Origin of the sequence: Pseudomonas jessenii, assembly GCF_002236115.1 — a bacterium.
In the GTDB taxonomy this organism is placed as follows: Bacteria; Pseudomonadota; Gammaproteobacteria; order Pseudomonadales; family Pseudomonadaceae; genus Aquipseudomonas; species Aquipseudomonas jessenii.
On sequence record NZ_NIWT01000001.1, the window covers coordinates 89,007 to 114,380 of the forward strand.

The window sequence follows — 25,374 nt, forward strand, 5'->3', positions numbered from 1 at the left end:
AACTTTATCTAGTCGGTATCAAAGATAAAAACGACTCAAGAGGCCTCAGAGTTGAGTACAGTTCTACAGCAGGCTGCAGAAACAAGCTCGCCCAATTTTGACGGTGGGGCGAGCTCTCCGCATTGAGGTTTACGCAGTTTGGAGCACAGAGGGCGCACCGTCACGACGATCCATCGCACCAGAGGCCAGAGCCAGAAGCAGAGCTATAACGGATAGCAGCGCGCCCGCCCAATTTGGCGCTGCATAACCAAGGCCTGCGGAAATAACAAAGCCACCTACCCACGCACCGATGGCGTTGCCAAGATTAAATAGCCCGATGTTCACCGCCGAAGCGAGGGTAGGTGCGCCTGCCGCTCGTGCTTTGTCCATCACCAGCTTTTGAATCGGCGATACGGTGGCAAAGCCAAATCCCGCCATGAGCAGGATGCAGGCCACCGACATAATCTGGCTGTGAGCGGTCTGACTGAAAATCAGCAAAACGATCGCTTGAGCCCCCAGCGTCAGGTACATCAGCGGCATGAGAGCCTTATCAGCGTAGCGGCCACCCAGGATGTTGCCTAGGAACAGGCCGAGACCGAAAACAACCATCAGCCACGTCACGCTGGCAGGATCGAACTTGGCGATCTCCACCATCATCGGAGCGATATAAGTGATCGAGGTGAAGAAGGCTGCCGGGCCAAAAACGGTGATACCCATCGCCAGTAATACGCGTACATTCGCAAATGCTGCGAATTCTTTCTTGATCTGAGGGCGTTCGTGGTTTGCGATCTTGGGTACCAGCATCATGACACCAATGAACCCCAGCACACCCACAGCAGTGATAGCGTAGAAGGTGTCACGCCAGCTCATGACTTGGCTCAGCCACGTGCCGACTGGAACGCCAACCAAGTTGGCGACGGTCAGTCCTGAGAACATGAAAGAGATAGCCTGAACACGCTTGTTTGGCGCAACAAGGTCTGCGGCGAGGATTGCACCAATGCCGAAGAATGCGCCGTGAGTCAAAGATGTCACCAAGCGACCCAGCAGCGCGATGTTGAAATCGCTTGCGGTTGCCGTAACAAGGTTGCCGATGACAAACAGGCTCATAAGGAGCATCAGCATGCCTTTACGAGGGATGCGGGTGCCCAAAATGATCAAGAGCGGCGCGCCTACGAACACGCCTAAGGCGTAGACAGTTGCCAGGTTGCCGGCTTGGGGAATAGAAATGTTGAAGTCTGCGGCCACTTGGGGCAGAAGCCCCGCGATGACAAACTCTGTTGTGCCGATCCCGAATGCACTGAGGGCCAGCGCCCATAAAGCTGAAGGCATGGTCTTCATCCTCTGTATTTTAGTAGACGTAGGCACGCCTCAAGGCGTGCCGAATAGGAGGAGGGCGATGGGATGCTCGCCACTTCTTATTGCGGCGATGACTCGCCGAAGATGGGTAATTCAGGATGTAACTTTGTCAGTATCTCTGAGGTCGATAAAGTAGCAATTAGTAACAACAGAGTTGAGTTATTCTCTACCTACTGCGATCAGTCGACTGCATTAGCAAAGTGCTTTGGGCGCAGAGTTAGAAAGTGAGCGGCGTCGATCCGCTCAAAGAAGATTCAATTCAACAGATCAGCAAGAGATTGCGCGGCAATTTGATAGGACTTCCGTCGTGCAGCAGGGTCGTAAATTCTCGCGTCGATCATGAGTTCGTCAGCACCGGTGAAATCGATGAACTGCTGCAGCGTTAAGCGCACATCCTCCTGTGTACCGATTGCCATGAAGGCTAGTTCGCGCTCAAGACTTTCTCGAAGGCTCGGTGGGATACTCTGCATATAACCCTCGACTGGCTCCGGTAAGAGAGTGATCTTTCCGGTGTGAACACCGGCGACCCACTTACGATGAGAACTCGCGATGAATTCTGCTTCAGCGCGGGTATCTGCAGCGAAGACGTTGATCCCAGCCATCACGTAAGGCTTGTCCAGGTAGTGGGATGGCTGGAATTGAGAGCGATACACCTGCAGGGCTTCCTTGATCAACCTGGGAGCAAAGTGGGAGGCGAAGGCATATGGCAACCCCAGGTGTGCGGCTAGGCTTGCCCCATAGGTACTCGAACCAAGAATCCAGACAGGAATATTTTGCCCGGCACCAGGGACAGCGCGTACAGGCTGGCGTCCGTTGTCTTCGAAGTAGTCAAGAATCTCGACCACGTCACGTGGGAATTGGTCGGCGCTGGTTTCAGTGGAACGCCGCAAGGCTCGCATGGTCACGCCATCTGCGCCTGGCGCCCTACCGAGCCCGAGGTCGATGCGACCAGGATAAAGTGTTTCCAAGGTACCGAACTGTTCAGCCACTGTGAGCGGCGAATGGTTCGGCAGCATGATTCCCCCAGAACCGATGCGGATCGAGGTAGTGTTTGCGGCGAGATGGCTCATTAGCAGTGTGGTTGCCGAGGAACCGATGCCTGGCATGTTGTGGTGTTCGGCGAGCCAGTACCGCCGGTATCCGCATGCTTCGGCATGCTGAGCGAGCTTTACTGAGTTCTCATAGGTCTGAGCTAGAGTGCTGCCGACGTTAATGGGTATGAGGTCGAGGATAGACAGTGCAGTCATGAGGTCACGCTCTTAAGAAACACGGTACCCAGTGTTGCAGTTGAAAGAGTGTTTATAAACGCTGTACACCTCGTTTCAGAGTTGAGTAAAGCGCTACATTACTTTTCTGGATCATTAGTAAACCCCGGCCACCTTACCTGATGGCAAGGTGACTAGGGTTGAGGGCATTTAGTGGGTCTTTTCTAACGGCAACGCATAGGCAATGACGTAGTCGCCACGGTCAGGCGAGTTTCGTGCTCCGCCTGCAGTGAGCAGCACGTATTGGCGATGCGTCTTTGGTGAGATATAGGTCATCGGAGTCGCTTGGCCGCCAACGGGTAGACGGCCTTTCCAGATCTCCTTACCCGTGTCTGCATCAATCGCTCGCAAGTAGTAATCAGAAGTGCCCGCATAGAAGATCAGACCGGATTGGGTCGTCACCGAGCCGCTGAGGGTATCCTCACCGTCTGTTAGGCCTTTCGCTGCGAAACCATTTTGCTCAGTGTTACAAGCTGAGTGGCGATGAAGTCTCGGGTCGCGGGATCGGTGATCTGGTCATTTGCCTGATCAACCTTGCTGGGAAGTTGACCGACCATGACTTCTGGTTTGTTGAGAACCAGGGCATCGAAAAACACCAGGATCTGACGTAGGTGGTACTGCGCCCTTGCCCCGCCAATCAATCCAGGCGAACCCGTCTGGAGAGCGACAGGCTTACCAGCAAATGGTGTATCGGGAAGTCGCGAAATCCAATCCAAGGCGTTCTTCAGCACGCCGGGCACTGAGTAGTTGTACTCAGGCGTCACAATGATGACGGCATCCGCTTGTTTGATGAGCTTGCCCATCTTCACTACTGGGTCGGGAAAACCATTAGCCTGAATGTCTGCATCGTAGTGTGGAATGTCACCAACAGATTCGAGTATTTCGATCGAAACGCCATCAGGTGACAGGAACTGAAGCGAGCGTGCCAGTGTGGCGTGAAACGAGGCTTTCCTCAGACTACCGAGGAGTACAACAAATCGCAGTGGTTGCATATTGAAGTCCTAATAGGTGGGTTACAGAAGGAGTCAGCCGATTTGTTGGCCTGCTGAGCATGACTGAGCGGTTGTCGATCACGAAAGTGTGGGCCAGACGCCGTTAGTAAAAGGCACGCTCGACTCCAGTATGGTGACTCAGATCGACGCCAAAACTCATTGGGCGGCCACCGCAACTCCGTAGGTGTCTTCGAAGAAGCGGTAGCGCGTGATCAGCTCGTTGATGACTTCAAATTCGATCGCGAACTCGCTGATGATAGTTTTGCCAGTACGAATGACTTGGCACTGCAGTGATCCCAGCGCGACACCGCGTTCGTAATCGGCCATCAGCGACTTGATGTTAAATTCTTGGGGCTGCAGATAGGTTCCAAAGTCGCGATAAAACGCAGCCACCGCAGCACGGCCTCTGCGCTGGCCAACCCAAGGGGCGATGTCAGAAGCACCTGGAATGCTCCAGTCCACATCGTGGCTAAAGCACTCAGCAATGGCCTCCGGGCTTTGTCCGGACGAGATCTTTGCGAAAAGGGTGCGGATCACTTCGAGGGTTTTTTCAGTGCTCACGATTTCGCGGCTCCGATTGAGAAAAAAGGGTTCTTTCAGCTCCGCGTGGGGAGCTGAAAGCAGGTGCGACGACTGAGTTACTTGCCGAATTGGCTGATGGTCGTTTCGTAGGCGCGATTTGCCATCAGTTCCAGAGGGAGTTTGCGGTGGGTGTCGGACAACACCTCTAGACCCCACGGGCCTTCGTAGCCAGCAGCCTGAACAGCCTTGATGAATGCCGGGATGTCGAAGGTACCGTCGCCTGGCAGGACGCGTTTGTGAATGGTGTCCATCCACAGTGGTTCGATGGCGTATTTGTGAGCGTCGTTGAGCTCGATCGACTTGATGAAGCGAGCCGGGATCTTGGTGATATCGTTAAAGTCGATGCCACCGCGCTGGAGGTGCCAAATATCGAGCAATAGACCGCCGTTTGGCTGGTTGGCGCCTTCCACGACGGCCAAAGCGGTTTCGATAGTTCGCACGTTGCTGAAAGGCATAATTTCCAGAACGACGTTGGCACCGACCTCTGCAGCCTGTTGGCTCAGCAGGGTGAACTCCTTGACCATCAAGTCTATGTCCGCAGTGTCCTCACCGATGCCAGGGCCGATCTTGATGGAGCGAGCGCCCAAAGCTTTGGCTGCTTCGAGTAGCTCCTGGCGAACCTTATCCGACTGACGGCGACGTTCGCCGGTGTGATACCAGTCAACCAGGAATTCCAACTCGACATGCTTGATACCGTTCTTTTCGAGAATGGCTTTCATGGCGGGATATCCAATCTTGTCGACAGTATCCATCATGCCGTTGTGAACCAAGCCGATGCCTTTAAAGCCCGCGTTGCCCGCAGCTTCCATCCGATCCTCGAACGAGTACGGGCTGACTTCGGTGGGGCCCATCGGATAGATGTCACCTGCAATAGTCCAATACGCAGCAAGCAGTTCAATATTTTGAGTCTTCATTTCTCTGTCCTCATTAGGATTGGAATCAACGTGAGAACAGACTAAGGTAGAGCTTTGTTGCGATAAACCTCATTATGCTCCTTTCATAGTGGAGTAAAGGTAGACAATGGCACAGGTTGAACAGGCCTTAAGTGGCGTGCTGATCTTCGTTACTGCGGCGCGGGCTGGAAGCTTTACCGTCGCTGCCGACCGGCTTGGCATCACCAAGTCAGCGGTGGGGAAAAGCATCGCGAAGCTCGAAGAACGGCTCGGATGCAAACTTTTTCATCGAACGACACGCAGCTCGGGCCTAACCGTAGATGGCGAGGCCTACTTCGCAAGCTGCTCGGCTGCAGTAGATGACATCCTCGCTGCAGAGGCATCATTGACCAGCCACCAACAAACGCCCAGTGGACGCCTGAGAGTTGACCTACCTGCCGCCTATGGCAGAAGCGTTGTGCTGCCGGTGCTACTGGAAATCCTGGATGCGAATCCCGATCTCAAGTTGACGGTTACATTCACCGATGCCGTCATTGACCTGATTGAAGAGGGGATTGATCTTAGTATCCGCTTCGGGACATTGAGGGATTCCAGCGGCCTTGTAGCTCGTCGACTTACCGTGCAGAAGCAGATCATATGTGCCGCACCCAAATATCTCGCGAAGCACGGCTGCCCTGAATCTCTAGAGGAGCTGCAGAACCACAGTTGCATCGTGAACTACCGACGTGGGCAGCGGATGAGTTGGAGCGTCCTGGATGTGGACGGAGAACTCACACGCATCACTCCACCCGGTACTCATGAGGTTGGAGATGGCGATGCCATCGTTTCCATGACAGTGGCCGGGCAGGGCATTTGCCAGATGCCGAGCTCTTTAGTTCGAGATCATCTTGAGGCGGGGCGGCTCGTCCAGGTTCTTGAAAAATACAATCCAGGTGACGTGGAGATCCATGCGGTATGGCCACAGACTCGCCATTTGTTACCGAAGGTTCGACGTGTCGTGGACGAGCTGGTAGTAAGGGCTGAGCGCGGGGCGTTGGATTGAGGGAGATCTGACAAGTATGGTGACTGACTTAAACTGACGAGCACGCCAGCAGGTGAACCCCGCTGGCGTTTTCCAATTATTAGATCGAGGCGCCTTCTTCGCCAGTGCGGAAATCAAAGCTGGTGGTCAGCCCGCCATCGGCAATGATGTCCGATCCAATAAGAGCACCAGCACCATTCGACAGCAGGAACAGCCCAGCCCTTGCTACATCACGGGCAGAGGTGATGCGACCCACAGGCTGACGCTTCGCACGGGTTTTGTGGAACAGGTCAGGATCCGCTGCCGACTCTAGGTGACGTTGGAACAATCCGGCCATCATGGCACCAGGGCTCAGTACGTTCACACGGATGCCTTGTCTTGCGTGATCCAAAGCAGCAGTCCGAGCGAGTTGGCGCACTGCTGCTTTAGAAGCGTTATAGAGCGCCAGTTGTTGTTCGGCGAAACTCGCGTTTACGCTAGCAACAGCGACGATGGAGCCACCCCCAGTTTCTACCATCAATGGGATCAGCGCCTTCATTGCCAAGGCAGTACCCACCACGTTGACGTCGAAGGTGCGTAGGATCTGCGCTTTGGTATTTTCTGTCACCAACCCAACGTCCAGAATTGCCGCTGAGGTGACCAGTCCGTAGGAGTGATAACCGCTGTCTTTAAGGCGATTGACCACGGCTTGCCAAGTTGTTTCTTCCGTGACATCCCCAGACACGTGATGATAGCCGTGAGCCTCCTTTAGCTGAGCTGCGGCATCTGTAAGATCGACGCCCACGGTATATACACCGTTGTCTACGAGCAGTTGGCAGATTTCCAGACCCAGACCTGAAGCTGCACCCGAAACGGCGACAGCGTGCGGCAACTCGAACGAAATTTGTGCAGGCATTTTTAACTCCTTTTAGACTTTATTGGGTTCAGCGGCCAACTGCGGCGTTGCACTCACTAACATTGGCTTTGGTGATAATTTGCTGGGGCAGGTAACGTACGTTCTCGGGTTTCTTGCCATTCAGCAGATCGACAACCGCCTGAGCAGCGTACTCGCCGTCCTGGACGGGTGACTGTAGAACCGTGGCGTATTGGGTGCCGGACTCGATAGCTGTCACGCCTTCAATGCTGCAGTTGCTGCCCACGAGTACGAGTTTTGAAGGATCTATGCCGGCACGTTGAGCGGCGACTATTACCCCCGCCATCATGTTGTCTGCCTGTGCATAGACGCCTTTTACCTTTGTGCCAAACTGAGTGAAAAGGGCGGACGCTGCTTCGGATGCTTTGGTCTGATCCCAATTCCCTGGTTGCGCTCCTTTGATCTGGATACCAGGTGCGTCGGCGGCAAGACCCTGCTTAAAGCCTTCCTCCCGGCCAATTTGTGGAGGCGTACCAGGTACTCCGACAACAAGGAAAACATCACCTGCCTCACCGTAGCCCTTTTCGTTGAACCCTTGCTCCATGGCTTTGGCAGCAGAGCCTCCTGAAGCTTTGTCATTCGGGCCCGTGTAGACATCCCAGAACTTGGAGTACTTCATATCCGGTAGCGAATTGGTCACCACCAGAGGGATGCCAGCCGATTTGATCTTGCGTAGAGAAGGGACAATTGCACTGGCATCCGCAGGCCAAAGTACGATGGCATCGGGACGTTCAGCGATGGCTTGATCAACCTGGCTGGCCTGTTCAGCTGGATCGAAGTTGGTAATTTTTACCTTTAGGGATATTCCCTCTTCCTGAGCCTTTTGGCGGAACGACTGCAGGTGTCGCGAGCAGTACTCGCACTCTTCGCTAACTGTCAGCAAGATAACTTTAGCGTCCTTGGCTGCCGCGTTTGCGGAAAAGCTTGTTGTCACACTAAGCGTCGCTGTGGCCATCATCCATGCAGAAAAGATGGCAACCTTGTTCAAGCCTGTCAGGTGCTTTTGAGCGAATGGAATCTCAGGTTTCATATTAAAGCCTCTCTGATTTTGGTTTTTGTATGGGCTAGGGAACGGGTCACGCCTGTCGAGTTAGGCCTTTCGAACGAACGATCTGAAGCAGTGCACCTGACTTGCCGTCGATGACGACAACGACCAGTAATAACAAGCCATTGGTCAGTAAGATCGCTGCTGAGCTTGCACCGAGCAGGCTAAGGCCATTGTTGAGAATGGTGAGGATCAGGACACCGAAGAACACGCCGCTAGGTTTGCCAATGCCACCCGCGAGCGCGACACCACCGATAATGGCCGCTGACACAGCTTGGAGAAGAAGATTGCTGCCCATGGTGGCGGATGCTGTCGCCAAACTGATCGACAGCAGAACCCCAGCGAGGCCTGCACATAGCGACGACAATACGAAGGCAAACAGGTGGACTCTTCCAATGGATACTCCACATGCCCGCGCGGCGTGTGTGCTGCTGCCGGTGGCCACCATGTCCCGACCAAGACGGGTGAATTTGAGAATTCCAGCCATGACTATGAATGCAAGGATGGTTAACAGGCTTCGTGCAGAGAAAATGCCGAGGATCGCATCGTCCCAGAACGCCCCTGCATCGAAGTTGTCTGTGCTGATGATTTTTCCACCAGCCAGCCAGTAGGCGAAGCCGCTCAGTGCGATCATCGTTCCCACCGTGACGACGAGTGATGACAGTCGTAGCCATACAAATACGAGCGCGTTTAGTGTGCCGACCACAAAGGCAAAAGCCATCGCAACGAGCGCACCTGTCACTAAGTCATCACCGCCTACTTTCAGCGTGATCAACCCTGCAACGGCGACCATCGATCCCACACTCAAGTCGAACTCTCCAACGAGCATGGTCATCGACAAGCCAAGGGTAATGAGACCTAGAAGGGCGAAGGACTGGAGATTGGCATACGTGTTCTGAGGGCTCGCGAAGTTGTCGAGTCCTACAGCGAAAACAGCGAACAGCGCGACCGCCAGAACAAGTGGCAGATTTGCTGCCATAGAAGTGATTTGGGTTTTCATCAGCGCACCTTCCCTCGGGCAATCAAGGCAGCCACGATGACGGCCAGAACAACGACGGCACCCTTGACCATGAGTTGGATTTCAAAGGACAAACCGTGGACGAGCAGTAGATTTCCAATTAGGGCGAGAAAGATCGCGCCGTAAACCGCATCGATGATTTTTCCCTGTCCGCCTCGGATCGAGATGCCGGCTACGAGCACCGCCGCGATTGCGTCGAAATCTAAGCCCGCCGCCATCTTCAGGTTTCCTTGGCTGGCTTGAGAGGCAAAGAGCCCTCCGGCTAATGCTGCTGAGAAGCCAGCGACCACAAACGCAATCACTAATGTCCGAGGGACACGGATTCCGGAGTAGGCAGCAGTTATGGGGTTTAAACCAATGAGTCGCAACTCACGACCGAAGCGCGTTCTTTCGACCCAGTAGTTCGCAGCTATCGCAAAAGCCAGGAAGATGACCAGCTGGTTAGGCACTAGCGAGGCGAACTTTCCGATGCCAAGCCAAGAAGCATCGCCCTTGCCAATAACCGTCATGCCCCCCGAGATATATGAACCGATGCCCATCACGATAGAGGCCACAGCGATCGTCGCAATGATCGGGTTAACACGTGCGGCACCGACGACCAGCCCCTGGATAGAGCCGATTAGAATGCCGAGCACGCTGACGGACAGAAGGGCTACCGGAAGGCCGAAGTGAAGAGTGCTCGCGAACACGATCGTCGAGAGCGCAGCTGTCGCCGCCATCGAAAGCATGAACAGGTTGCCGCTCAAGGTGATGAACGCCATGCCGACAGCAGCGATACCTATCGCAGAGACCGAATACATAATGGCGCTAAGGTTGGCAGGGGTAAGGAAATTCTCGACCGAAAAATAGCCCCATATGATCAGAAGCAACGACACCGCCTTGATGCCATTAACCTGAATCCTGTCCCCTTGGACAGACTGCTTTATTAGATCCCCTATGACTGAGGTCATTTTTTGCGTCCTCGATGGCGTGGTCGACGCAAGATGTGAGGCGTCACGTGCTTGTCTCATGCGATTTTCTCCTCGCCATGCCCGTGAAGGATGTCCATCAGGATTGTGGTCATTGAGCAATGTTCGATCATCCGGTCATTGACCATTTCCCCTCTGAAGACGGTTATGACCCGGTCTGCCAGTTCCAGGACTTCTTCGAAGTCGGTAGAGAAGAAAACTACTGTGAGTCCGGTAGCTGCCATCGAGCGAAGTTGGGCGTAGATTTCGGCTCTTGCACCGATGTCCACGCCACGAGTTGGCTCATTCAAAATGAGGATTTTTGGTGAGATTGCGGCGGCTTTGGCCATGGCAACCTTTTGTTGGTTGCCTCCGCTCAAGCTCGATACCTTGCTGTTTATGCGTTTAGTGTCGATCGTGAAGCGCTTCATCAGCTCATGGGCCGCATTGCGTTCAAGGGCATTTTCAAGCCGACCAAAGCGCGTCAATTGATTGAGGATCGAAGCAGTCGAGTTTTGTCCGATACTGGCCTCAAGAAAGACACCTTTGCCGGCGCGGTCTTCCGGCACATAAGCGATGCCCTGGGAGATAGCCTTTCGAGGGGACTGTATGTCGACCTGCTGACTATCGATCGACAGTTTGCCAGTGTGCGATCGGACTCCGGCAATCGCCTCTACCAAACGATCAGCACCCGATCCCAGTTGACCTACTACGCCGAGAATCTCGCCAGCTGGAACTGTCAGGTTAAGTGGCTGGCAGGCGTTTGGTACGCCGAAGCCGTCGAGATTGAGTCTCGCGACGTGCGCGTGCGGATTGATCGCTCCAAGCGTCGTGCGGCGCTCGACCTCATGCCCTACCATCGCAAACACCAGCGAGTCTGTAGTCATCTCAGAAGTGGGAGCAGTGAGGATCCGCTCACCGCTACGGAAGACTGTGATTCGATCAGTCAGATCGAAGACTTCATTCAGACGATGGCTGATGAATACCACCGTAGTCCCCTGATCACGAAGCCAGCGGACAGCCGTGAACACACGGGTAATTTCGCTTTCTGCCAAAGTCGCAGTGGGCTCATCGAGGATCAGGACTTTAGCGCCATGGAGCACGCAACGAGCGATCTCCACCAGTTGCCGCTCCGCGAGGGAGAGTTCGGAGGCCGATTGATTCAGCGAGATATGAGATAAGCCAATGGAGTCGAGCTGACGTCGAACGTCAGTTTTGAAGCGGCGCCTTAGGTAGATATGGCCTACTCGAGTATTGCCCATGAGCACATTGTCCAGCACGGATAGCGCTGGAATGATGGACAGCTCTTGGTGGACGATGGATATACATGAAGGGTCGGTGCGTCGCCCAAGCCGGAGGGCCGCTCCGTCGAACAGTATCTGCCCTGCCGTTGGATCCACCAAACCGCCGAGAATCTTCACTAGCGTGCTTTTTCCGGCTCCATTTTCGCCGCAAAGACCGTGTATCTCTCCAGCATCCAGTTCAAAGTCAACAGACTTCAAGGCTGTAATGCCGCCATAGGTTTTATGTAGTCCAATTACCTGGACAATTTTCTGAAACTGCATGGCTGAGCCCTGTCATTGTTATGATTGTGAACAGTTTTCTATTAGCAGTGAGACTAAGCGCTGAGCGCTGGATATATATTTAAGTAGTACTTATCTGTTCCTCGATTTAGCACCTTTAAGTTCATCAAAACACAGTCTTCACAGGAGAAAAATGCACGGTGTGGAATTCATTTTTTCTTCTGTGAAGAAATCAAATGAGTGTCCCGGCGACAGCTGGCAGGGCTTTATCTTGCTAGGTCGAGAACCTGTAGAGGCATATTGCGGTTTTAAATCGTTTGGCTGTGTTGCCCAAGAAAAATCCGGGCAACCAGCGATAAATTTCAGCTCAGAGGAATTTCTTGTCCACGAAGCTCAGAAGATTTGAAGAGAGCCTCTAGAATCACGTTGATGTTATGTGCCTGGCTTGCCGGAACTTGAGAAGGCAGACCTTCTCGCAAGGATTTGACGAAAGCGGCTGCTTCTCGGTCAAAATAAACTGGGTTGCCAATCTCAGCAATTTCTGGCGAATAAACTGTTTTGCGCACCGCCCAGACCTCTGGAAAGCTTGTTTCATTCCAGTGTGTCCAACCCTGTGCGTGTCCGATTTTTCCGTCATGGTAGAGCTTGTAAGATGCAGGCATAGGCGTTGAATGCATCACGCCATGAGTGCCGTAAGCGGTGATATCCCAGCTTTCTGTCCAAGGCATGGGATCCCAGGACATGAAGTCGATTGTCACGACCTTATCGTCATAGTTCAGTACTGCTGCGGCCGCGTCTTCACGTGCCGAGTCGCTCATTTGTCCTTGGAATTTAGAGATTCGAGCATTGACCGACTTGGGCATACCGAAATGCAGGAGAATGCGGTCGATCGTATGGCATCCGATTACGTAAAAGGCGCCACCAAGATCACCTGATTGCTTCATGTGGTTCGTATCGGCCTCGTCATGTGAGCATCCGGCATGAGCTCGTACCTGAAGTACCTTGCCGATCTCTCCGCTCTGGAGAACCTGCTGCATTCTCTCCACCGAAGGTGAGAATCTCCAGCAATATCCAACCTGGAACAGGTTGCCAGTGCGCACCACTACTTCAACAATGCGGGATGTGTCTTCTGATCGTCGACCAGCTGGCTTTTCGCAGAGTACGGCTTTCCCTGCTTCGAGTGCCTCAATCGCCCAGTCAGCCATCAGATAGCTTTTCGGATGCACCAAGACGATGTGTACATTTGGATCGCTTAGGATTTCCGCCTTGCTGCGCGCTTGTAACCCGAGTGCGTCCACGAACGGTTCTAACAAGGGGCTGTCATCGTACGCCCCAAGAAACTCCACGTTTGGCATACGCTGAAAAGCCTTCACTCGGCCGGAAGTGTGCGGATGAGTGATGCCTAAGCAAGCTACTCCTAGCTTGGAATCTTCGTTGAATTTTTGTGGCATGTAGGATTCCTCGATGTGTGCATTTCGCTCCGTCCTTTAAGTGACGGAGCATTTTCATTCCATTGAGTCTCGCCTGTGAGATCAGATCACTGAGCGGATGCTGCCGCCATCGACTCCCCAGACACTAGATGTCACGAAAGAGGCGAGGTCGGATGCCATGAAGACAATGACATTTGCAACTTCCTCGGGTGTGCCTAAGCGATCGAGCGGGAGTTGACGCAGGGAAAGCTCGTGCTGGACAGCCGCCTGGGGTTCCATGCCATGAACTTTTCCCATCGTTTCGGCAAAACCGCCTGATTTAGTCCAGAACGGAGTCCAGATCGGGCCTGGCGCTACTGCATTTACGCGAATATGCGGGCCTTCGCTGCGAGCTAGACCTTTTGTGACGGCCAATACCGCTGCTTTCGACGCGGCATAATCCAGTGGGCAAGGCTCAGGCTGCCTTGCTAGGTCGGACGCGTTATTAATTATCACGCCACTTTTTTGAGTCCGCATAATCGGCAGGACTTTGCGGCATGCCCGGACATAACTCATGAAGTTGAGTTGCATGGTTGCTTCCCAGTCTTCGTCCGTAAGGTCATCGAACATTCGCACCGCGCCAGAGCCGACGTTGTTCACGAGAACATCGACTTTGCCGTTATAGGCCGCGAGGACGCGGTCGATTCCGTCGTTCACACCAGTCAAGGTGCTCAGGTCGGCTTTAGCAACCGCTACCGTGGCTCCCAACGCTTCACCTTCAGATTTCAGTTCTGAGAGGGCCTCAGCATCCCAATCTAGCAATGCCAGATGGCTACCTTCAGCGGCAAACGCAAGTGCAGTTGATCGGCCAATGCCTTTAGCTGCGCCGGTAATCAGAACGACTTTGCCAGCAAGGTTTGTTTTCATAATTGGATACCTTCTTCCGAGTCGATGGGGGAGATCAAACGTCTTTCAGGAGTGTGACTATCGGTCTCGCTATGGGAGCTTTACGACATTGCTCCGTACGTGTAAGTAGGGGACGATACGATCGTGGTGTCTAGAGGCAAAGCCCTACTCATTGCCGCTTTGTGGCCGCATCTTGTCTATGGCTTCGGCGGGGCATACACCACAAGTGCGCAGCACTGTTGCGAGAGATGATGGTGATGAAAAACTCGTGGGGGCGTGCTGTTTGTTCACGTTACTGTTCCTCATTCTTTTTATTTTAAATGGAGAAACTAAGGGGGAATGTTTTCAAATGTCTGAAAGCACTAGTGCCTAGATGAAGTAGTCAACTTGATGCCTCGCGATACGAAGATTACCGAGCTCTTCTCGTACTCGCAGATGCGCGGGGTGACTTGCATATCCCTCCAGTGCTTCCACTGAATCAAACTCGGAGTATAGAACCACATCACATGCATAATCGATCTTGCTGAAATCGACTCCGATTTCCAAGCTTCGCAAGCCGGGAATCTCTGTTCTAATTCCTTCGAATGCCGATTTCAGTTTTTCGATATTGCTGGAACGCTCTACTTCACTTTCACCGCGCAGATTCCACATGACGATGTGTTTGACCGGTTGCATATTCCTCTCCGAGGTAAATTGGTAAACAGATGAAAAGGGCTACAATGCCATGCAGACCTTATATTCAACTGAGCGCCGCGCGGCTATGCGTGGTGCAGAATAAAGTCGAATTCCAGGGTGTAGTACTGTGAGTCGATTTGGTTGCCGTAAGGGTCTAGTCCGCTTTCGTGGGAAACCCATTCGGCAATAAGCGAAGAGCGAACGCCGAACACAGCATCCGAGTCCAGATAGTCGCCTCCTTCACGAAATACATGAGTGACGAGTCGCTGGAAGCCTGGAGCTGTGATCATGAAATGCAGATGGGCCGGACGCCATGGATGACGATTTAAGGTTTCCAGCATTTTGCCGACTGGGCCATCGTGTGGGATTGGATAACAATCCGGTACGATCGTCCTGAACTGATAGTGGCCTTCCGCGTTTGCTTGGAGTATTGCCCGGCCATGGTGGGCTTCTAAGCCTGGCTTCTGTACATCATAGAAACCGGCATCGTCAGCCTGCCACACCTCAATTTTGGCATGGGGAATTGGGGCTCCGTCAGCGGATTGCACCTTCCCTTTGACGAACCACGGAGTGCCTGGCAGGCCGCTGCTTATATTTGCTCCCAAATCAAACTGAGGGGCGTCAGCTACGTGAAATGGCCCAAATACAGTAGCTTCAGTACACCCGGCAGGTTTCTTGTGGTTCTGCGCAGTGACTAAGGTAGACAGGCCCAAAGTGTCAGAAAGCAGGATGAACTCTTGACGGGTCGGGGTGCAGATTTGACCGACAGCAGTGAGAAATTCGATGCCTTTTTCCCACTCTTGCTCGGTCAACTGAGTCTCGCGGGCAAATGCGTGAAGATGTTGTACGAGAGACGTCATGATCTCATGAAGCCGACGATCTTCCGTACCCGCGTTACGGGCCAGTACGGCCTGCGTGATTGTCTGCTCATCTAAGTTTCGCATGGTTGCACCCTGGGTTCTTATTTGTGGTGGGAAATTGGGTAAACACCCTGATTTCTCCTTCGGAAAGCTGCTCGGCTCCATGTAGGCCAAAAGCCTATTCCCGAATCTATGCAGCTACGCTAAAGTGCTGATAGATGGAATAAAATACTAAAAATGAAAATCTTTCTTTCACCAGTGAAAAAGTCGTCCAAATTCTGGGAAATGCGCTGATGGATCGATTCACCGAACTTGAACTATTCGTCAACACCGCGGAACTGGGAACGCTGAGCAAAGCCGCAGAGAAGCTCGACATCTCGAATGCAGCCGCAAGCAGACACCTTGCTGCCTTGGAAAACAGGTTGAAGGTTCGTTTGATAGAACGAAATACACGGCGCTTGTCGCTTACAAATGCGGGCCATGATTTCTACGCACGATGCAAAAGCGTCCTTGCCGAACTCAGTGAGGCAGAGGCGACGGTGAGCGCCGCGCTGATCGAGCCGACAGGTACTCTGACGATTACTGCAACGATCTCTTTTGCCATGCTGCACATTGCACCGCTTGTTCCTGAGTTTCAGCGCCTGTATCCCAGAATTAAGGTAAAGATCGTTGGGGCGAACCGCTATTACGACATTATTGATAGCGAAATCGACTTGGCGATCCGTACACGTGAGTTCGAGGCGGACTCCAGCATCACTATTCGTAAACTGGCAGAAACAAGGAGGGTACTGGCTGCATCACCAAAATACCTCCAACGCAAAGGAGTTCCCGCGTCGGTTGAAGACCTCGCAGATCACGATTTGTTGATTTACAGCCTCGCGAATCATCCGGAAATGATGGAGTTCACTAAGGGTTCTGAGCGACGGAGTGTCAAAATACAACCCGCCCTGGAAACTAATGACGGACAGATTGTGCGTGCAGCTGCTCTGGCTGGGGCAGGGATTCTGGTGCAGCCCAAATACATTATCTATGACGACCTGGTCGCGGGCAGATTAGTACCAGTTTTAGACGATTGGGATCTTCCCCGGCTGATTATCAACTTGGCGTTTCAGGATCGGCGTCACATGCCGGCCAAGACGAGACTCTTCATTGATTTTCTGTTGGATCAATTCAAGCGTAAAGAGTACGAGCGCTACTGGACTCGATAAAAAACCTCGGCCACCGTTATGAGTGAGCCGAGGAAAAAACCTGTATTAGATGACGTCGATCGCCGTTTTAGTTGGGCCTTTTGCCCTCGTAAGCGTTTTGAAGCAGCTGACGAATACCATCGCGTTCGATGGGGCGTGGGTTCCAGTATGGATTAGACAGTGCGATGTCGGTCGCACGGTCAAGGTCAGCTTCTGTCAGGCCCAGTTCACGTAGCGTCATCGGAGCGCCAAGCTTCTCAGCCAGGTCGTACAATGCACCACCAGCGGAGTTATGTTTTACGCCGAGCGCCCGAATAATTCGAGCGGCTGCATCCGGTGCTGCGCTGGCGTTGTAGGCAATTGCATGGGGTAGCACGACAGTGTGAGTTTGAGCGTGAGGCAGGTTAAAGCTGCCACCCAGCGTATGGCACAACTTATGATGCAGTGCCATTCCGACGTTCCCTAGCACTGTGCTGCATAGCCAAGCACCGTATAGGCAATCACTACGGGCTCCGAGATCATCGGGCGTCCTGATTATTTGATCCAGGCCTTCAGCCATCGCACGAATACCTTCTTCCGCGATAAGAGACATGACGGGATTGCCATCCTGGGCGTACAAGCCCTCCGCCGCATGGGCAATAGCATTCATGCCACTCATCACCGACATTCCAACAGGCAGGGTTGCCGAAAGCTCGGGGTCGTAAATGACTGTCTTGGGAAGGACGCGTGGATCCTTGCCTGTTTTTTTGATGCCGTTTTCGGTGAGCCCATAGACTGGTGTCATTTCTGATCCAGCATATGTTGTAGGGATCGCTAGAATCGGCAACCCAGACTCAAGCGCGATGGCCTTCCCGAGACCTGTGGTCGATCCGCCACCGATGGCAACTGCGCAATCAGCTCCCAACTCCTTAGCAATTTCCCTGGCTTCGCGCGCCGTCTCAATCGGTACATGCATTACTGCTTTGTCGAAGATACCTGCAGCGCGAGTGCCAAGGATTTCCGCGATTCGCTCAGCCTGATCACGTTGTTCCGGCGTGGAAAGAATAAGTGCGCGACGTGACTCCAGCCGATCAATCTCGGCTTCAAGTTGTTGGAGGGATCCTTTGCCAAAAATCACTCTGGCGGGCAGGCCGGTATAGGTGAAATTCTTCATGATGTTGATTTGATTCCTATGGATGGGGGAAGGCGCAGAAGAAGCGTTCTAGCATGTTGCCTATCGCTTCGTTCTCGCTGCTGAAAGCAGGGATTAGCTCGGAATTGGGGTCGGCTGATAGGCAATCAGCTTCCACTCGCCGTCGCGTTGCTCCCAAACTGCGAGAGCCTTATTGCGAAGCGTTTTTTGGATACCACCAGCGGTGATTTCGCCATTCATTTCGCCGAACACAAGAGCGATATCACCGACTACTTTGATGGCTTGAATCGGGTGGTCTATCGAGTGGTAGATGTAGAAACCGCCCAGGCATTTGTCGAGGTAGCTTTGAAGCGTATCGACGACCCCGCTGGTATGGGCATAGCTAAGGTCGGGATGTGCGAGCGCGCGGAATGCCTCGAAATCGCCCGCCAAGATGGCGTTGTAGCGCTTGTCTTCGAGTGCGCGAATCAGATCTTCAGTTTCATTATGGTTGTTCATGCTCGGCCTCTTTCGTATGGCGGGGCATAGGGCGGAAATCGAAAATGCCCCGCTGGGCGTTACCTTCAGACTTCCAGAAAGCCTGCAGCTCACGCTTCAGTTCAAGCCTATAATTTCACTCTCGGCTATAAAACATCGTTTATGGAATTCTTTTTTTCGCTGGAGAAATAGTAGAGCCGGATTTTGTGTGGATTTAGTCAGCGGAGGAGGCGTAACGAACCCTCAAACGTTAGGGCTGGCGGTGCTCGGGGGGATTGCATCTCAATCTTGGAATGCCGGAGAAGGAATGCTCAGGCTCTCAGCGCACTCCGTAAAATTTCAGTTTTCCACTAGGCGAAAAAGAGATTTCTCTTTCTGGCCTTTTATACCTGAAATCGCATATCTAAGATCGATCTCAATGACAGCCATCTCGGCTGCACCATAACAAGAACGGAGAGTTAGCTATGCACTTTCTCCTTGCGATGTCCGCGATCTGCCTTGATGCCGTTGGAAGCTTTCTGACCCGCTCCTGCAGTAATCCACTTTTAGCAGTCGCGCCCAACAATCCGCTGACCGCATTGGTGCGAACTTCCTTTCGGGGTTTCGATTGCACTCGTTTGGCAGCGGCCGTTCAAATTATCTTCTCGTTCACCCCGACATTCTTCCATCAGCCCTTGAGCTGGCGGGCTGCAACTGCAGTGCTGCCATTTTTGAGGACGCTGAATCGTGGAGTAGTGGAGGGCAGGTGAATTCTCGATCGCCAAGCGATTTCTGTCGGTATTGGATTCACCCTTTGGTAGTGCGGCTACCTAAAACACTTTAACTGCGTATCAGGAGATTTAAATGAGCAATCAAAATGTAGAACTGCTGGCGGCGTACTTCACGCTCTCGGGCGATGTGTACCCGTTCGGCCCTACTGAGATCAGCCCGTTCGCATTCCGCGACCGTGTAGAGGCCGCTGCAGAGGCTGGTTACACCGGCATTGGCCTCATCCATGTGGATTTGATGTCCACCGTAGATCGGATTGGTTTTGGTGAGATGCGCCACATCCTCGAAGCAAACGGCATCAAGCATGTCGAATTCGAATTTCTGACCGACTGGTACAAAGATGGTGAGCGACGTCGTGCGTCCAACAAGATGCGTGCTGAGCTGTTCAATGCTGCCCAAGAGTTGGGTGCGCGCGCTGTTAAAACCGCACCTGGTCTAAACGAAGAACATGCTGATATTCCTCTGATGGTTGAGCACTTCGCCCTGCTCAGTGAGGAGGCAAAGTCCCACGGTACTAACATCGTGCTCGAAATCATGCCGTTCAGTAACGTGCGTACCATCGACACCGCATTGGCCCTAGTGCAAGGCGCAAACCACGATAACGGCAAGCTGTTGTTGGACATCTGGCACCTCGCTCGCGGCGGTGTCGACTTCAAAGAAATTGCCCGTATCCCAGGTAAGTTCATTGGCTCGATCGAGCTGGACGATGCCGATAAATACGCCGTAGAGGATCTGTGGCAAGACACCATCCATCGTCGCCGTCTGCCGGGTGAGGGTGTGCTGGATGTTCCTGGATTCATCAAGGCGGTTCAAGCGACAGGTTACAACGGCCCATGGGGCGTGGAAGTACTCTCGGAGGTGGTGCGCAAGCTCCCTCTGCAAGAAATGGCTCAGCGCACTTACGAGACCACGATCTCTCAATTCAAGTAAGTCGAGCAGGATTGGCGGGGGGGCAATGCTCTCCCGCACCCACCTAAAAATAACAGGCAGCCTAGCTGTCGAGGGAAGAATTATCATGTTGCGCATTGCCGTATTAGGTGCCGGACGTATCGGAAAAATTCACGCCGCTAACGTCGCTACAAATCCTCGCACGAAATTGGTCGTGGTAGCTGATCCGTGGAAAGACGGCGTTGACGCGCTGGCCAAGCAACTGGGTTGTGAAGCGGCTTACGACTATGCCTCCGCAGTTGATCGCGATGACGTAGATGCCGTGTTTATTGGTACGCCTACAGAATTTCATATCGAGTTGATGCTCCGCGCTGTAAAGCTCGGCAAGCCAGTGATCTGCGAAAAGCCGATCGACATGGATTACGAACGCGCGAAGGCTGCTGTCGAAGAGCTCGAACGCCTCAATGGTCGTGTGATGCTGGCGTTCAATCGTCGATTCGACCCCGACTACCTGCGTCTTCGTCGTGCAATCGACGATGGTGAAATCGGGGTGGTTCGACAAGTCATCATCACCAGTCGTGACCCGGCGCTGGCTGCGAGGGCATACCTGGAATCGTCCGGAGGAATATTCCGTGACATGACCATTCACGACTTCGACATGGCTCGGAGCCTGCTTGGCGAGGAGCCAGTTGAGGTTTTTGCGGTCGGAAGCCGACTGGTTGATCCGACGCTGGAATCCATCCCGGACTATGACAGTGTAATGGTGCTTATGCGCACCGCATCCGGCCGCCAATGTCATATCAACTGCTGCCGTGAGGCCGTATATGGTTTCGATCAGCGCCTGGAAATTTCCGGTTCCAAGGGCATGTTGCTGAACGAAAACCATCGTTCGAACAACGTTCGTCGTTATGGCGCCGAGGCTACTGACGTGGCCGACCCACTGCTCAATTTCTTCCTAGAACGTCACGCCGACTCCTACAAGATCGAGCTCGACAGCTTCCTGGATGCCCTCGAAACCAACAGCCCAATGCTGGCAACACCACGTGACGGGCTCCTGGCTCTTCGCTTGGCGAACTGCGCTACAGAGTCGGCTGAAACCGGCAAGGTAGTACGAGTAGGAAATTACTAATCCGCGTACGTGAGCCTCCAAACTTGTGCGGAGGCATTACGTCGCAGCAGAACCCGAACAAAGCATGAAATTGAAGTAGCAAAACGTAGTTGCAAGGGGCGTGATTTTTTGCCCCTAGCCAAGTGTTCACATCACTTGGCGCGCACTGATGACGGTTAACAAAACATATAAAGGTACCGGTCATGAATACAGATACGAAGGCCTTAACCGGGCTCTCCAACAATCGCGAAAAGCTATCCTCAACCCGGTTAGCCTTTATTTTCGTGACGAGCTTGTTTTTCATGTGGGGGCTCTCACATGGACTTCTCGATGTGCTGAATAAACATTTCCAAGACACTTTGCACGTTTCACGGGCACAGTCTGGATTGGTTCAAACAGCGTACTTCGGGGCGTACTTCATCATCGCCTTGCCAGTAGGCCTGTTCATGGAGCGTTTTGGCTACAAAGCGGGTATTTTGGCAGGGCTCGCGCTGTTTGCCCTAGGAGCACTGCTGTTCATTCCGGCTTCGATGGCCGGAACATTTACGCCATTTCTGGTTGCGCTGTTTGTTCTGGCCTGTGGTCTGGGCTGCCTGGAGACTGCCGCCAACCTTTACGCGGCTGCACTTGGCGCTCCCGAAAAATCGGAGCAACGTCTGACATTCGCCCAGTCTTTCAACGGACTGGGGGCGTTCATCGGGCCGGTCATTGGTGGCGCAGTCTTCTTCGCCCCACCCATTGAATTTAACGGTAGCCGCATTGACTTGGTCTCAGTGACGTATGTCTCACTGGCGGTCATAGTGATGTTGATGTTCGTCGCCTTTGCACGAATTCACCTTCCAGAAATTCGCAACGAAAAGGCAGCCGATGTTCAGAATCAGAATGGAGACGAAGTAAGCCTCTGGAGGAAACGTAACTTCACTGGGGCGCTGCTCGCTCAGTTCTGCAACGTTGGTGCGTACGTCGGTATCGGGGCGTTTTTTATCAATTACACGATTGATCACTGGCACGGGATATCTGCTCAGAAAGCATCGTTCCTGCTTTCACTTGGGATGCTTGCCTACATGGTCGGTCGATTCGCCGGAACATGGGTGATGCGTTACGTCCCTGCACGCTCATTACTCATCCTCAACAGCTTGGTCAGCATGGTGCTATGCATCGTTGCGATCGCTGGGTTTGAACGGATCTCTATCTTCGCAATAATCGCCATCTATCTATTCATGTCGGTGATGTACCCCACAATTTTCGCTATGGGTATACGAGGACTGGGAGCGCATACCAAGAAAGCCGGTTCGTTCCTGGTGATGACTCTGGTTGGAGGTGCGTTCGTTCCATTCATGATGGGGGCATTCGCCGATCATTTTGGGATTGCTACCGCCTTCTATGTACCGCTGGTGTGTTTCGCCGTCATTGCATGGTATGGGCAGAGCCAGACACCCGTCACGGCGACCGACAAAGCTCACTAACTCATATTCCGAACAACGACGTGTAGTAGGCCCTGCATTGCGAGGCCTGCTGCAACGGATTCGGCTTGCCCGAAATTCTTGCAAGCTGGTGATTGGCAAGTTTCAGATTAGGAAAATCAACATGAAACGACTACACGGCAAAGTTGCGTTGGTGACTGGAGGTGGAATGGGTATCGGACGTGCAATCGCCGAGCTTTTCGCCGATGAAGGAGCCACCGTTATCGTTGGCGATGTGCACCAACCTGAGCCATACAATAATGCAAGTGTCGTTGCCAAGCACTTGGATGTGTCAAAGCTGGAGGACTGGGAACGTCTCGTCGAAGAGGTAGTTCGTGAGCACGGTAAGGTTGATGTGCTCGTGAACAACGCGGGCTTGGTAGGATCCTACCTTCCCATCGATGAGATCACCCTCGATGACTGGAATCGGGTCATCGATATCAATCAAAACGGTGTGTTCTATGGGATGAGAACCGTCATCCCAGTCATGAAGCGTCAGTACGCAGGCTCCATCGTTAACGTGTCTTCAATCTGGGGCATCGTCGGCGCCAGTGGTGTGTCGGCGTACCAGGCTAGCAAAGCTGCAGTGCGCATGATGAGCAAGAACGCAGCTCTGTCTTATGTGGCCAACGGTATCCGCGTCAACTCGTTGCATCCGGGGTTGGTCGAAACACCGATGATTGCTCGCCAAGCGGCTGATACCACAGCAGCCGTCGTCGCAGCGACGCCGATGGGGCGTGCGGCGGATCCCAAAGAAATTGCCTACGCAGCATTGTTCCTCTCCAGTGATGAAGCGAGCTTCATCACTGGGGCAGAGCTCGTGGTTGATGGAGGTTACACAACGCCCTGAGCGTTCTATTGACGTGCGCGTACTGCGACAGGGGCAACTCCGTGCCGCAATTTTGATACCCATCTGAGGAGAACAAAAATAATGAAAACGCAGAAAGGTGGTTTGTTGTGCAGCGCTGTTTTGGCAGCAGGTTTGACGTTACAGCTTACGCCTGCAATGGCGGCTGGGGAGAAGATCGTCGTCAACTTCCAAACGTTATCCATTCCTTACTTCATCTACATGCACGAGCAGGCTGCGCAGGAAGCCAAGACGCTCAATGTTGAACTGCTTGTGCAGGATGCCCAATCTTCCTCGACGAAGCAGTCTTCGGATGTCGAGAACGCACTGACTCAAGGTGTCGATGCAATGGTTGTCGCACCCAATGATGTGACCGCCTTGGCTCCGGCTTTGAACGAAGTGCTATCTGAAAAAGTACCCTTGGTGACAGTCGACCGTCGCGTCGAAGGTACCGATGTCCCAGTGCCCTATGTGACTGCTGACAGCGTAGCGGGTGGCCGACTTATGGCCGAGTGGGTCACGACCAACATGAAAGATGGTGCGCGCGTGGCATTCATTGCCGGTACAGCTGGTTCATCAACAGCCATTGACCGTGCGAAAGGTGTCCATGAAGGACTCAAAGCTGGCGGAAGCAAATTCAAACTAGTTGCTGAGCAGTCTGGGGAGTGGGAGCGCGCCAAGGCTATGTCGGTGGCTGAAAACATCCTGACATCGCTGAGTGCAAACCCTCCAGATGCAATCATCTGTGCGAGCGGCGACATGGCACTCGGGGCTGCGGAAGCCGTGCGGGCCATAGGGTTGAAAGGCAAGATCAAAGTCATCGGGTTTGACGCGTACCCAGAGGTGCTGCGTGCCATCCGAGACGGAGATATCGCCGGCATCGTGGAGCAAAGCCCGAGCAAACAAATCAGGACGGCCCTTCGCATGGCGGTGATGAAAGTACGCGGCGAAGCAGAGCTCGATACGGTCATCGTTCAGCCATTCATGGTCACCCAGGAAAACCTGAGTCAGGCAGAACAATACAGCGCCATTCAATAACTGGCGGTTCTTCGTCCGGTAAATCCGACTGTTTGATGCACCTATGCAATTAAGGAAATCGAGAATGAAAACGAACAATAAACGTCGAGTGCTGACTGCTGCATTGGCCACAGCTTTTTTGATGTCGAACGCACCCGTTTTCGCCGCTGGCGAGAAGATTGCGGTGAGCTTCCAAACCCTATCAATTCCCTTCTTCATCTTCATGCATGAGCAGGCAGTGCAGGAAGCTAAAGCACTGGATATCAACCTGCTTGTCCAGGATGCCCAGGCTTCATCTTCCAAACAAAGTTCCGATATCGAGAACTCGCTCACACAAGGTGCTAAGGCAGTTGTATTGACTCCGAACGATGTCTCCGCGCTCGCACCGGTTATCAATGATGTGCTGGATGAGAAGGTTCCGGTAATCGCAGTTGACCGCCGTGTGGAGGGCACTTCCTCAGCTGTGCCATTCGTAACGGCAGACAACGTGGCGGGTGGGCGCATCATGGGTGAGTGGGTTGTGAAGAACATGCCCAAGGGGGCCAATGTGGTACTGATCACCGGTCAGATTGGCTCCACCACCGCAATGGATCGAGCGAAAGGGGTGCATCAAGCACTGACTGCGGCCGGTAGCAACTTCAAACTCGTGGCCGAGCAATCCGGTGAGGCTGATCGTGCCAAGGCAATGTCGGTGGTCGAGAACATTCTGACCGCTTCGGCGGGCACTCCGCCTGATGTGATCATCTGCTCCACCGGCGATATGACGCTTGGAGCAGTCGAAGCCGTTCGAGGAATGGGACTAAGCAACAAGATCAAAATCATTGGCTACGACGCTTACCCTGAAGTTCTGAAAAGCATCAAGGCAGGTGAGATTACCGGCATCGTTGAACAGAGCCCAAGCAAGCAGATCCGCACCGCCTTACGCCTGGTTGTGGACAATATCCGCAATGGCACCAAGATCGAATCAGTGACCGTTCAGCCGTTCATGGTCACCCAGCAAAACCTGGATCAAGCGGAGCAATTCAGCGCTATCAAGTAATCGACTACCCATCTTTGTAATTGACGCGGGAGAGAGCACCGCTATCTCCCTATTTAACGGATCT

24 protein-coding genes and 1 pseudogene are annotated in these 25,374 nt (G+C 53.3%); 8 read left to right on the forward strand and 17 right to left on the reverse strand.

Annotated features, from left to right (window positions below):
- Window positions 1-129: 129 nt before the first annotated feature.
- The 6 genes and pseudogenes from PSJE_RS00370 to PSJE_RS00395 all read right to left on the reverse strand — a co-directional run bounded on the left by PSJE_RS00370 (window position 130) and on the right by PSJE_RS00395 (window position 5,088).
- A complete protein-coding gene (locus PSJE_RS00370; protein ID WP_090457910.1) occupies window positions 130-1,308 on the reverse strand; it encodes an MFS transporter in 1,179 nt (392 codons plus the stop codon).
- 281 nt (window positions 1,309-1,589) lie between these two features.
- On the reverse strand, window positions 1,590-2,582 hold the full coding sequence (locus PSJE_RS00375; RefSeq protein WP_090455878.1) for an LLM class flavin-dependent oxidoreductase: 993 nt from the start codon (window positions 2,580-2,582) through the stop codon (window positions 1,590-1,592).
- Window positions 2,583-2,750: 168 nt separating this feature from the next.
- A pseudogene (locus PSJE_RS00380) lies at window positions 2,751-3,026 on the reverse strand (membrane-bound PQQ-dependent dehydrogenase, glucose/quinate/shikimate family); the annotation flags it as partial.
- Between the two features lie 5 nt (window positions 3,027-3,031).
- A complete protein-coding gene (locus tag PSJE_RS00385) occupies window positions 3,032-3,592 on the reverse strand; it encodes an NADPH-dependent FMN reductase (RefSeq protein ID WP_090455874.1) in 561 nt (186 codons plus the stop codon).
- 156 nt (window positions 3,593-3,748) lie between these two features.
- Complete coding sequence (locus PSJE_RS00390) at window positions 3,749-4,153, reverse strand: nuclear transport factor 2 family protein (protein WP_159439188.1); 405 nt, start codon at window positions 4,151-4,153, stop codon at window positions 3,749-3,751.
- A gap of 77 nt (window positions 4,154-4,230) precedes the next feature.
- Window positions 4,231-5,088, reverse strand: a complete 858-nt coding sequence (locus tag PSJE_RS00395; protein ID WP_090455872.1) for a sugar phosphate isomerase/epimerase family protein — start codon at window positions 5,086-5,088, stop codon at window positions 4,231-4,233.
- A 106-nt stretch (window positions 5,089-5,194) separates the two neighbouring features.
- On the opposite strand from PSJE_RS00395, the gene PSJE_RS00400 reads away from it, so the two are divergent.
- Window positions 5,195-6,109 carry a LysR family transcriptional regulator gene (locus tag PSJE_RS00400; RefSeq protein ID WP_090455871.1) on the forward strand — a complete coding sequence of 305 codons (915 nt, stop codon included), beginning with the start codon at window positions 5,195-5,197 and terminating at the stop codon, window positions 6,107-6,109.
- A gap of 79 nt (window positions 6,110-6,188) precedes the next feature.
- Here PSJE_RS00400 and PSJE_RS00405 read toward each other — a convergent pair whose 3' ends face one another.
- From PSJE_RS00405 to PSJE_RS00445, 9 genes are all read right to left on the reverse strand, one after another.
- Window positions 6,189-6,983, reverse strand: coding sequence for an SDR family NAD(P)-dependent oxidoreductase (locus PSJE_RS00405; protein ID WP_090455869.1), 795 nt, complete (start codon window positions 6,981-6,983; stop codon window positions 6,189-6,191).
- A 28-nt stretch (window positions 6,984-7,011) separates the two neighbouring features.
- Window positions 7,012-8,031 (reverse strand): sugar ABC transporter substrate-binding protein, encoded by a 1,020-nt coding sequence (locus PSJE_RS00410; RefSeq protein WP_208601464.1) that lies wholly within the window; start codon window positions 8,029-8,031, stop codon window positions 7,012-7,014.
- A gap of 46 nt (window positions 8,032-8,077) precedes the next feature.
- Window positions 8,078-9,046 carry an ABC transporter permease gene (locus PSJE_RS00415; protein WP_090455867.1) on the reverse strand — a complete coding sequence of 323 codons (969 nt, stop codon included), beginning with the start codon at window positions 9,044-9,046 and terminating at the stop codon, window positions 8,078-8,080.
- The gene (locus PSJE_RS00420) at window positions 9,046-10,014 is read right to left on the reverse strand and encodes an ABC transporter permease (RefSeq protein WP_159439187.1); all 969 of its coding nucleotides are present in this window, start codon (window positions 10,012-10,014) and stop codon (window positions 9,046-9,048) included. The genes PSJE_RS00415 and PSJE_RS00420 overlap by 1 nt, the downstream gene beginning before the upstream one ends.
- Before the next feature lie 56 nt (window positions 10,015-10,070).
- On the reverse strand, window positions 10,071-11,576 hold the full coding sequence (locus PSJE_RS00425) for a sugar ABC transporter ATP-binding protein (protein ID WP_090455863.1): 1,506 nt from the start codon (window positions 11,574-11,576) through the stop codon (window positions 10,071-10,073).
- A 320-nt stretch (window positions 11,577-11,896) separates the two neighbouring features.
- Complete coding sequence (locus PSJE_RS00430) at window positions 11,897-12,985, reverse strand: Gfo/Idh/MocA family protein (protein WP_090455861.1); 1,089 nt, start codon at window positions 12,983-12,985, stop codon at window positions 11,897-11,899.
- An 81-nt stretch (window positions 12,986-13,066) separates the two neighbouring features.
- Window positions 13,067-13,870: an SDR family NAD(P)-dependent oxidoreductase gene (locus tag PSJE_RS00435; RefSeq protein WP_090455859.1), complete on the reverse strand. Its 804-nt coding sequence runs from the start codon at window positions 13,868-13,870 to the stop codon at window positions 13,067-13,069.
- A gap of 348 nt (window positions 13,871-14,218) precedes the next feature.
- Window positions 14,219-14,524: a Dabb family protein gene (locus PSJE_RS00440; protein ID WP_090455857.1), complete on the reverse strand. Its 306-nt coding sequence runs from the start codon at window positions 14,522-14,524 to the stop codon at window positions 14,219-14,221.
- Window positions 14,525-14,607: 83 nt separating this feature from the next.
- Window positions 14,608-15,468: an intradiol ring-cleavage dioxygenase gene (locus PSJE_RS00445; RefSeq protein WP_090455855.1), complete on the reverse strand. Its 861-nt coding sequence runs from the start codon at window positions 15,466-15,468 to the stop codon at window positions 14,608-14,610.
- Between the two features lie 209 nt (window positions 15,469-15,677).
- Here PSJE_RS00445 and PSJE_RS00450 point away from each other — a divergent pair, with 209 nt between their 5' ends.
- Window positions 15,678-16,592, forward strand: a complete 915-nt coding sequence (locus tag PSJE_RS00450) for a LysR family transcriptional regulator (protein WP_090455853.1) — start codon at window positions 15,678-15,680, stop codon at window positions 16,590-16,592.
- 67 nt (window positions 16,593-16,659) lie between these two features.
- Here PSJE_RS00450 and PSJE_RS00455 read toward each other — a convergent pair whose 3' ends face one another.
- Together PSJE_RS00455 and PSJE_RS00460 are read right to left on the reverse strand one after the other, a co-directional pair.
- Complete coding sequence (locus PSJE_RS00455) at window positions 16,660-17,724, reverse strand: maleylacetate reductase (protein ID WP_090455851.1); 1,065 nt, start codon at window positions 17,722-17,724, stop codon at window positions 16,660-16,662.
- A 93-nt stretch (window positions 17,725-17,817) separates the two neighbouring features.
- Window positions 17,818-18,201 (reverse strand): nuclear transport factor 2 family protein, encoded by a 384-nt coding sequence (locus tag PSJE_RS00460; protein WP_090455849.1) that lies wholly within the window; start codon window positions 18,199-18,201, stop codon window positions 17,818-17,820.
- Window positions 18,202-19,023: 822 nt separating this feature from the next.
- On the opposite strand from PSJE_RS00460, the gene PSJE_RS00465 reads away from it, so the two are divergent.
- The 6 genes from PSJE_RS00465 to PSJE_RS00490 all read left to right on the forward strand — a co-directional run bounded on the left by PSJE_RS00465 (window position 19,024) and on the right by PSJE_RS00490 (window position 25,310).
- Entirely contained in the window at window positions 19,024-19,878 is an 855-nt protein-coding gene (locus PSJE_RS00465; protein WP_090455848.1) for a sugar phosphate isomerase/epimerase family protein, read from the forward strand.
- 85 nt (window positions 19,879-19,963) lie between these two features.
- Window positions 19,964-20,965 (forward strand): inositol 2-dehydrogenase, encoded by a 1,002-nt coding sequence (iolG, locus tag PSJE_RS00470; protein WP_090455847.1) that lies wholly within the window; start codon window positions 19,964-19,966, stop codon window positions 20,963-20,965.
- A gap of 182 nt (window positions 20,966-21,147) precedes the next feature.
- On the forward strand, window positions 21,148-22,410 hold the full coding sequence (locus PSJE_RS00475; protein ID WP_090455844.1) for a sugar MFS transporter: 1,263 nt from the start codon (window positions 21,148-21,150) through the stop codon (window positions 22,408-22,410).
- Window positions 22,411-22,531: 121 nt separating this feature from the next.
- The gene (locus PSJE_RS00480) at window positions 22,532-23,257 is read left to right on the forward strand and encodes an SDR family NAD(P)-dependent oxidoreductase (RefSeq protein ID WP_090455842.1); all 726 of its coding nucleotides are present in this window, start codon (window positions 22,532-22,534) and stop codon (window positions 23,255-23,257) included.
- An 81-nt stretch (window positions 23,258-23,338) separates the two neighbouring features.
- Entirely contained in the window at window positions 23,339-24,292 is a 954-nt protein-coding gene (locus PSJE_RS00485; RefSeq protein WP_090455840.1) for a sugar ABC transporter substrate-binding protein, read from the forward strand.
- A gap of 64 nt (window positions 24,293-24,356) precedes the next feature.
- Window positions 24,357-25,310, forward strand: coding sequence for a substrate-binding domain-containing protein (locus tag PSJE_RS00490; protein WP_159439186.1), 954 nt, complete (start codon window positions 24,357-24,359; stop codon window positions 25,308-25,310).
- Window positions 25,311-25,374 lie beyond the last annotated feature (64 nt).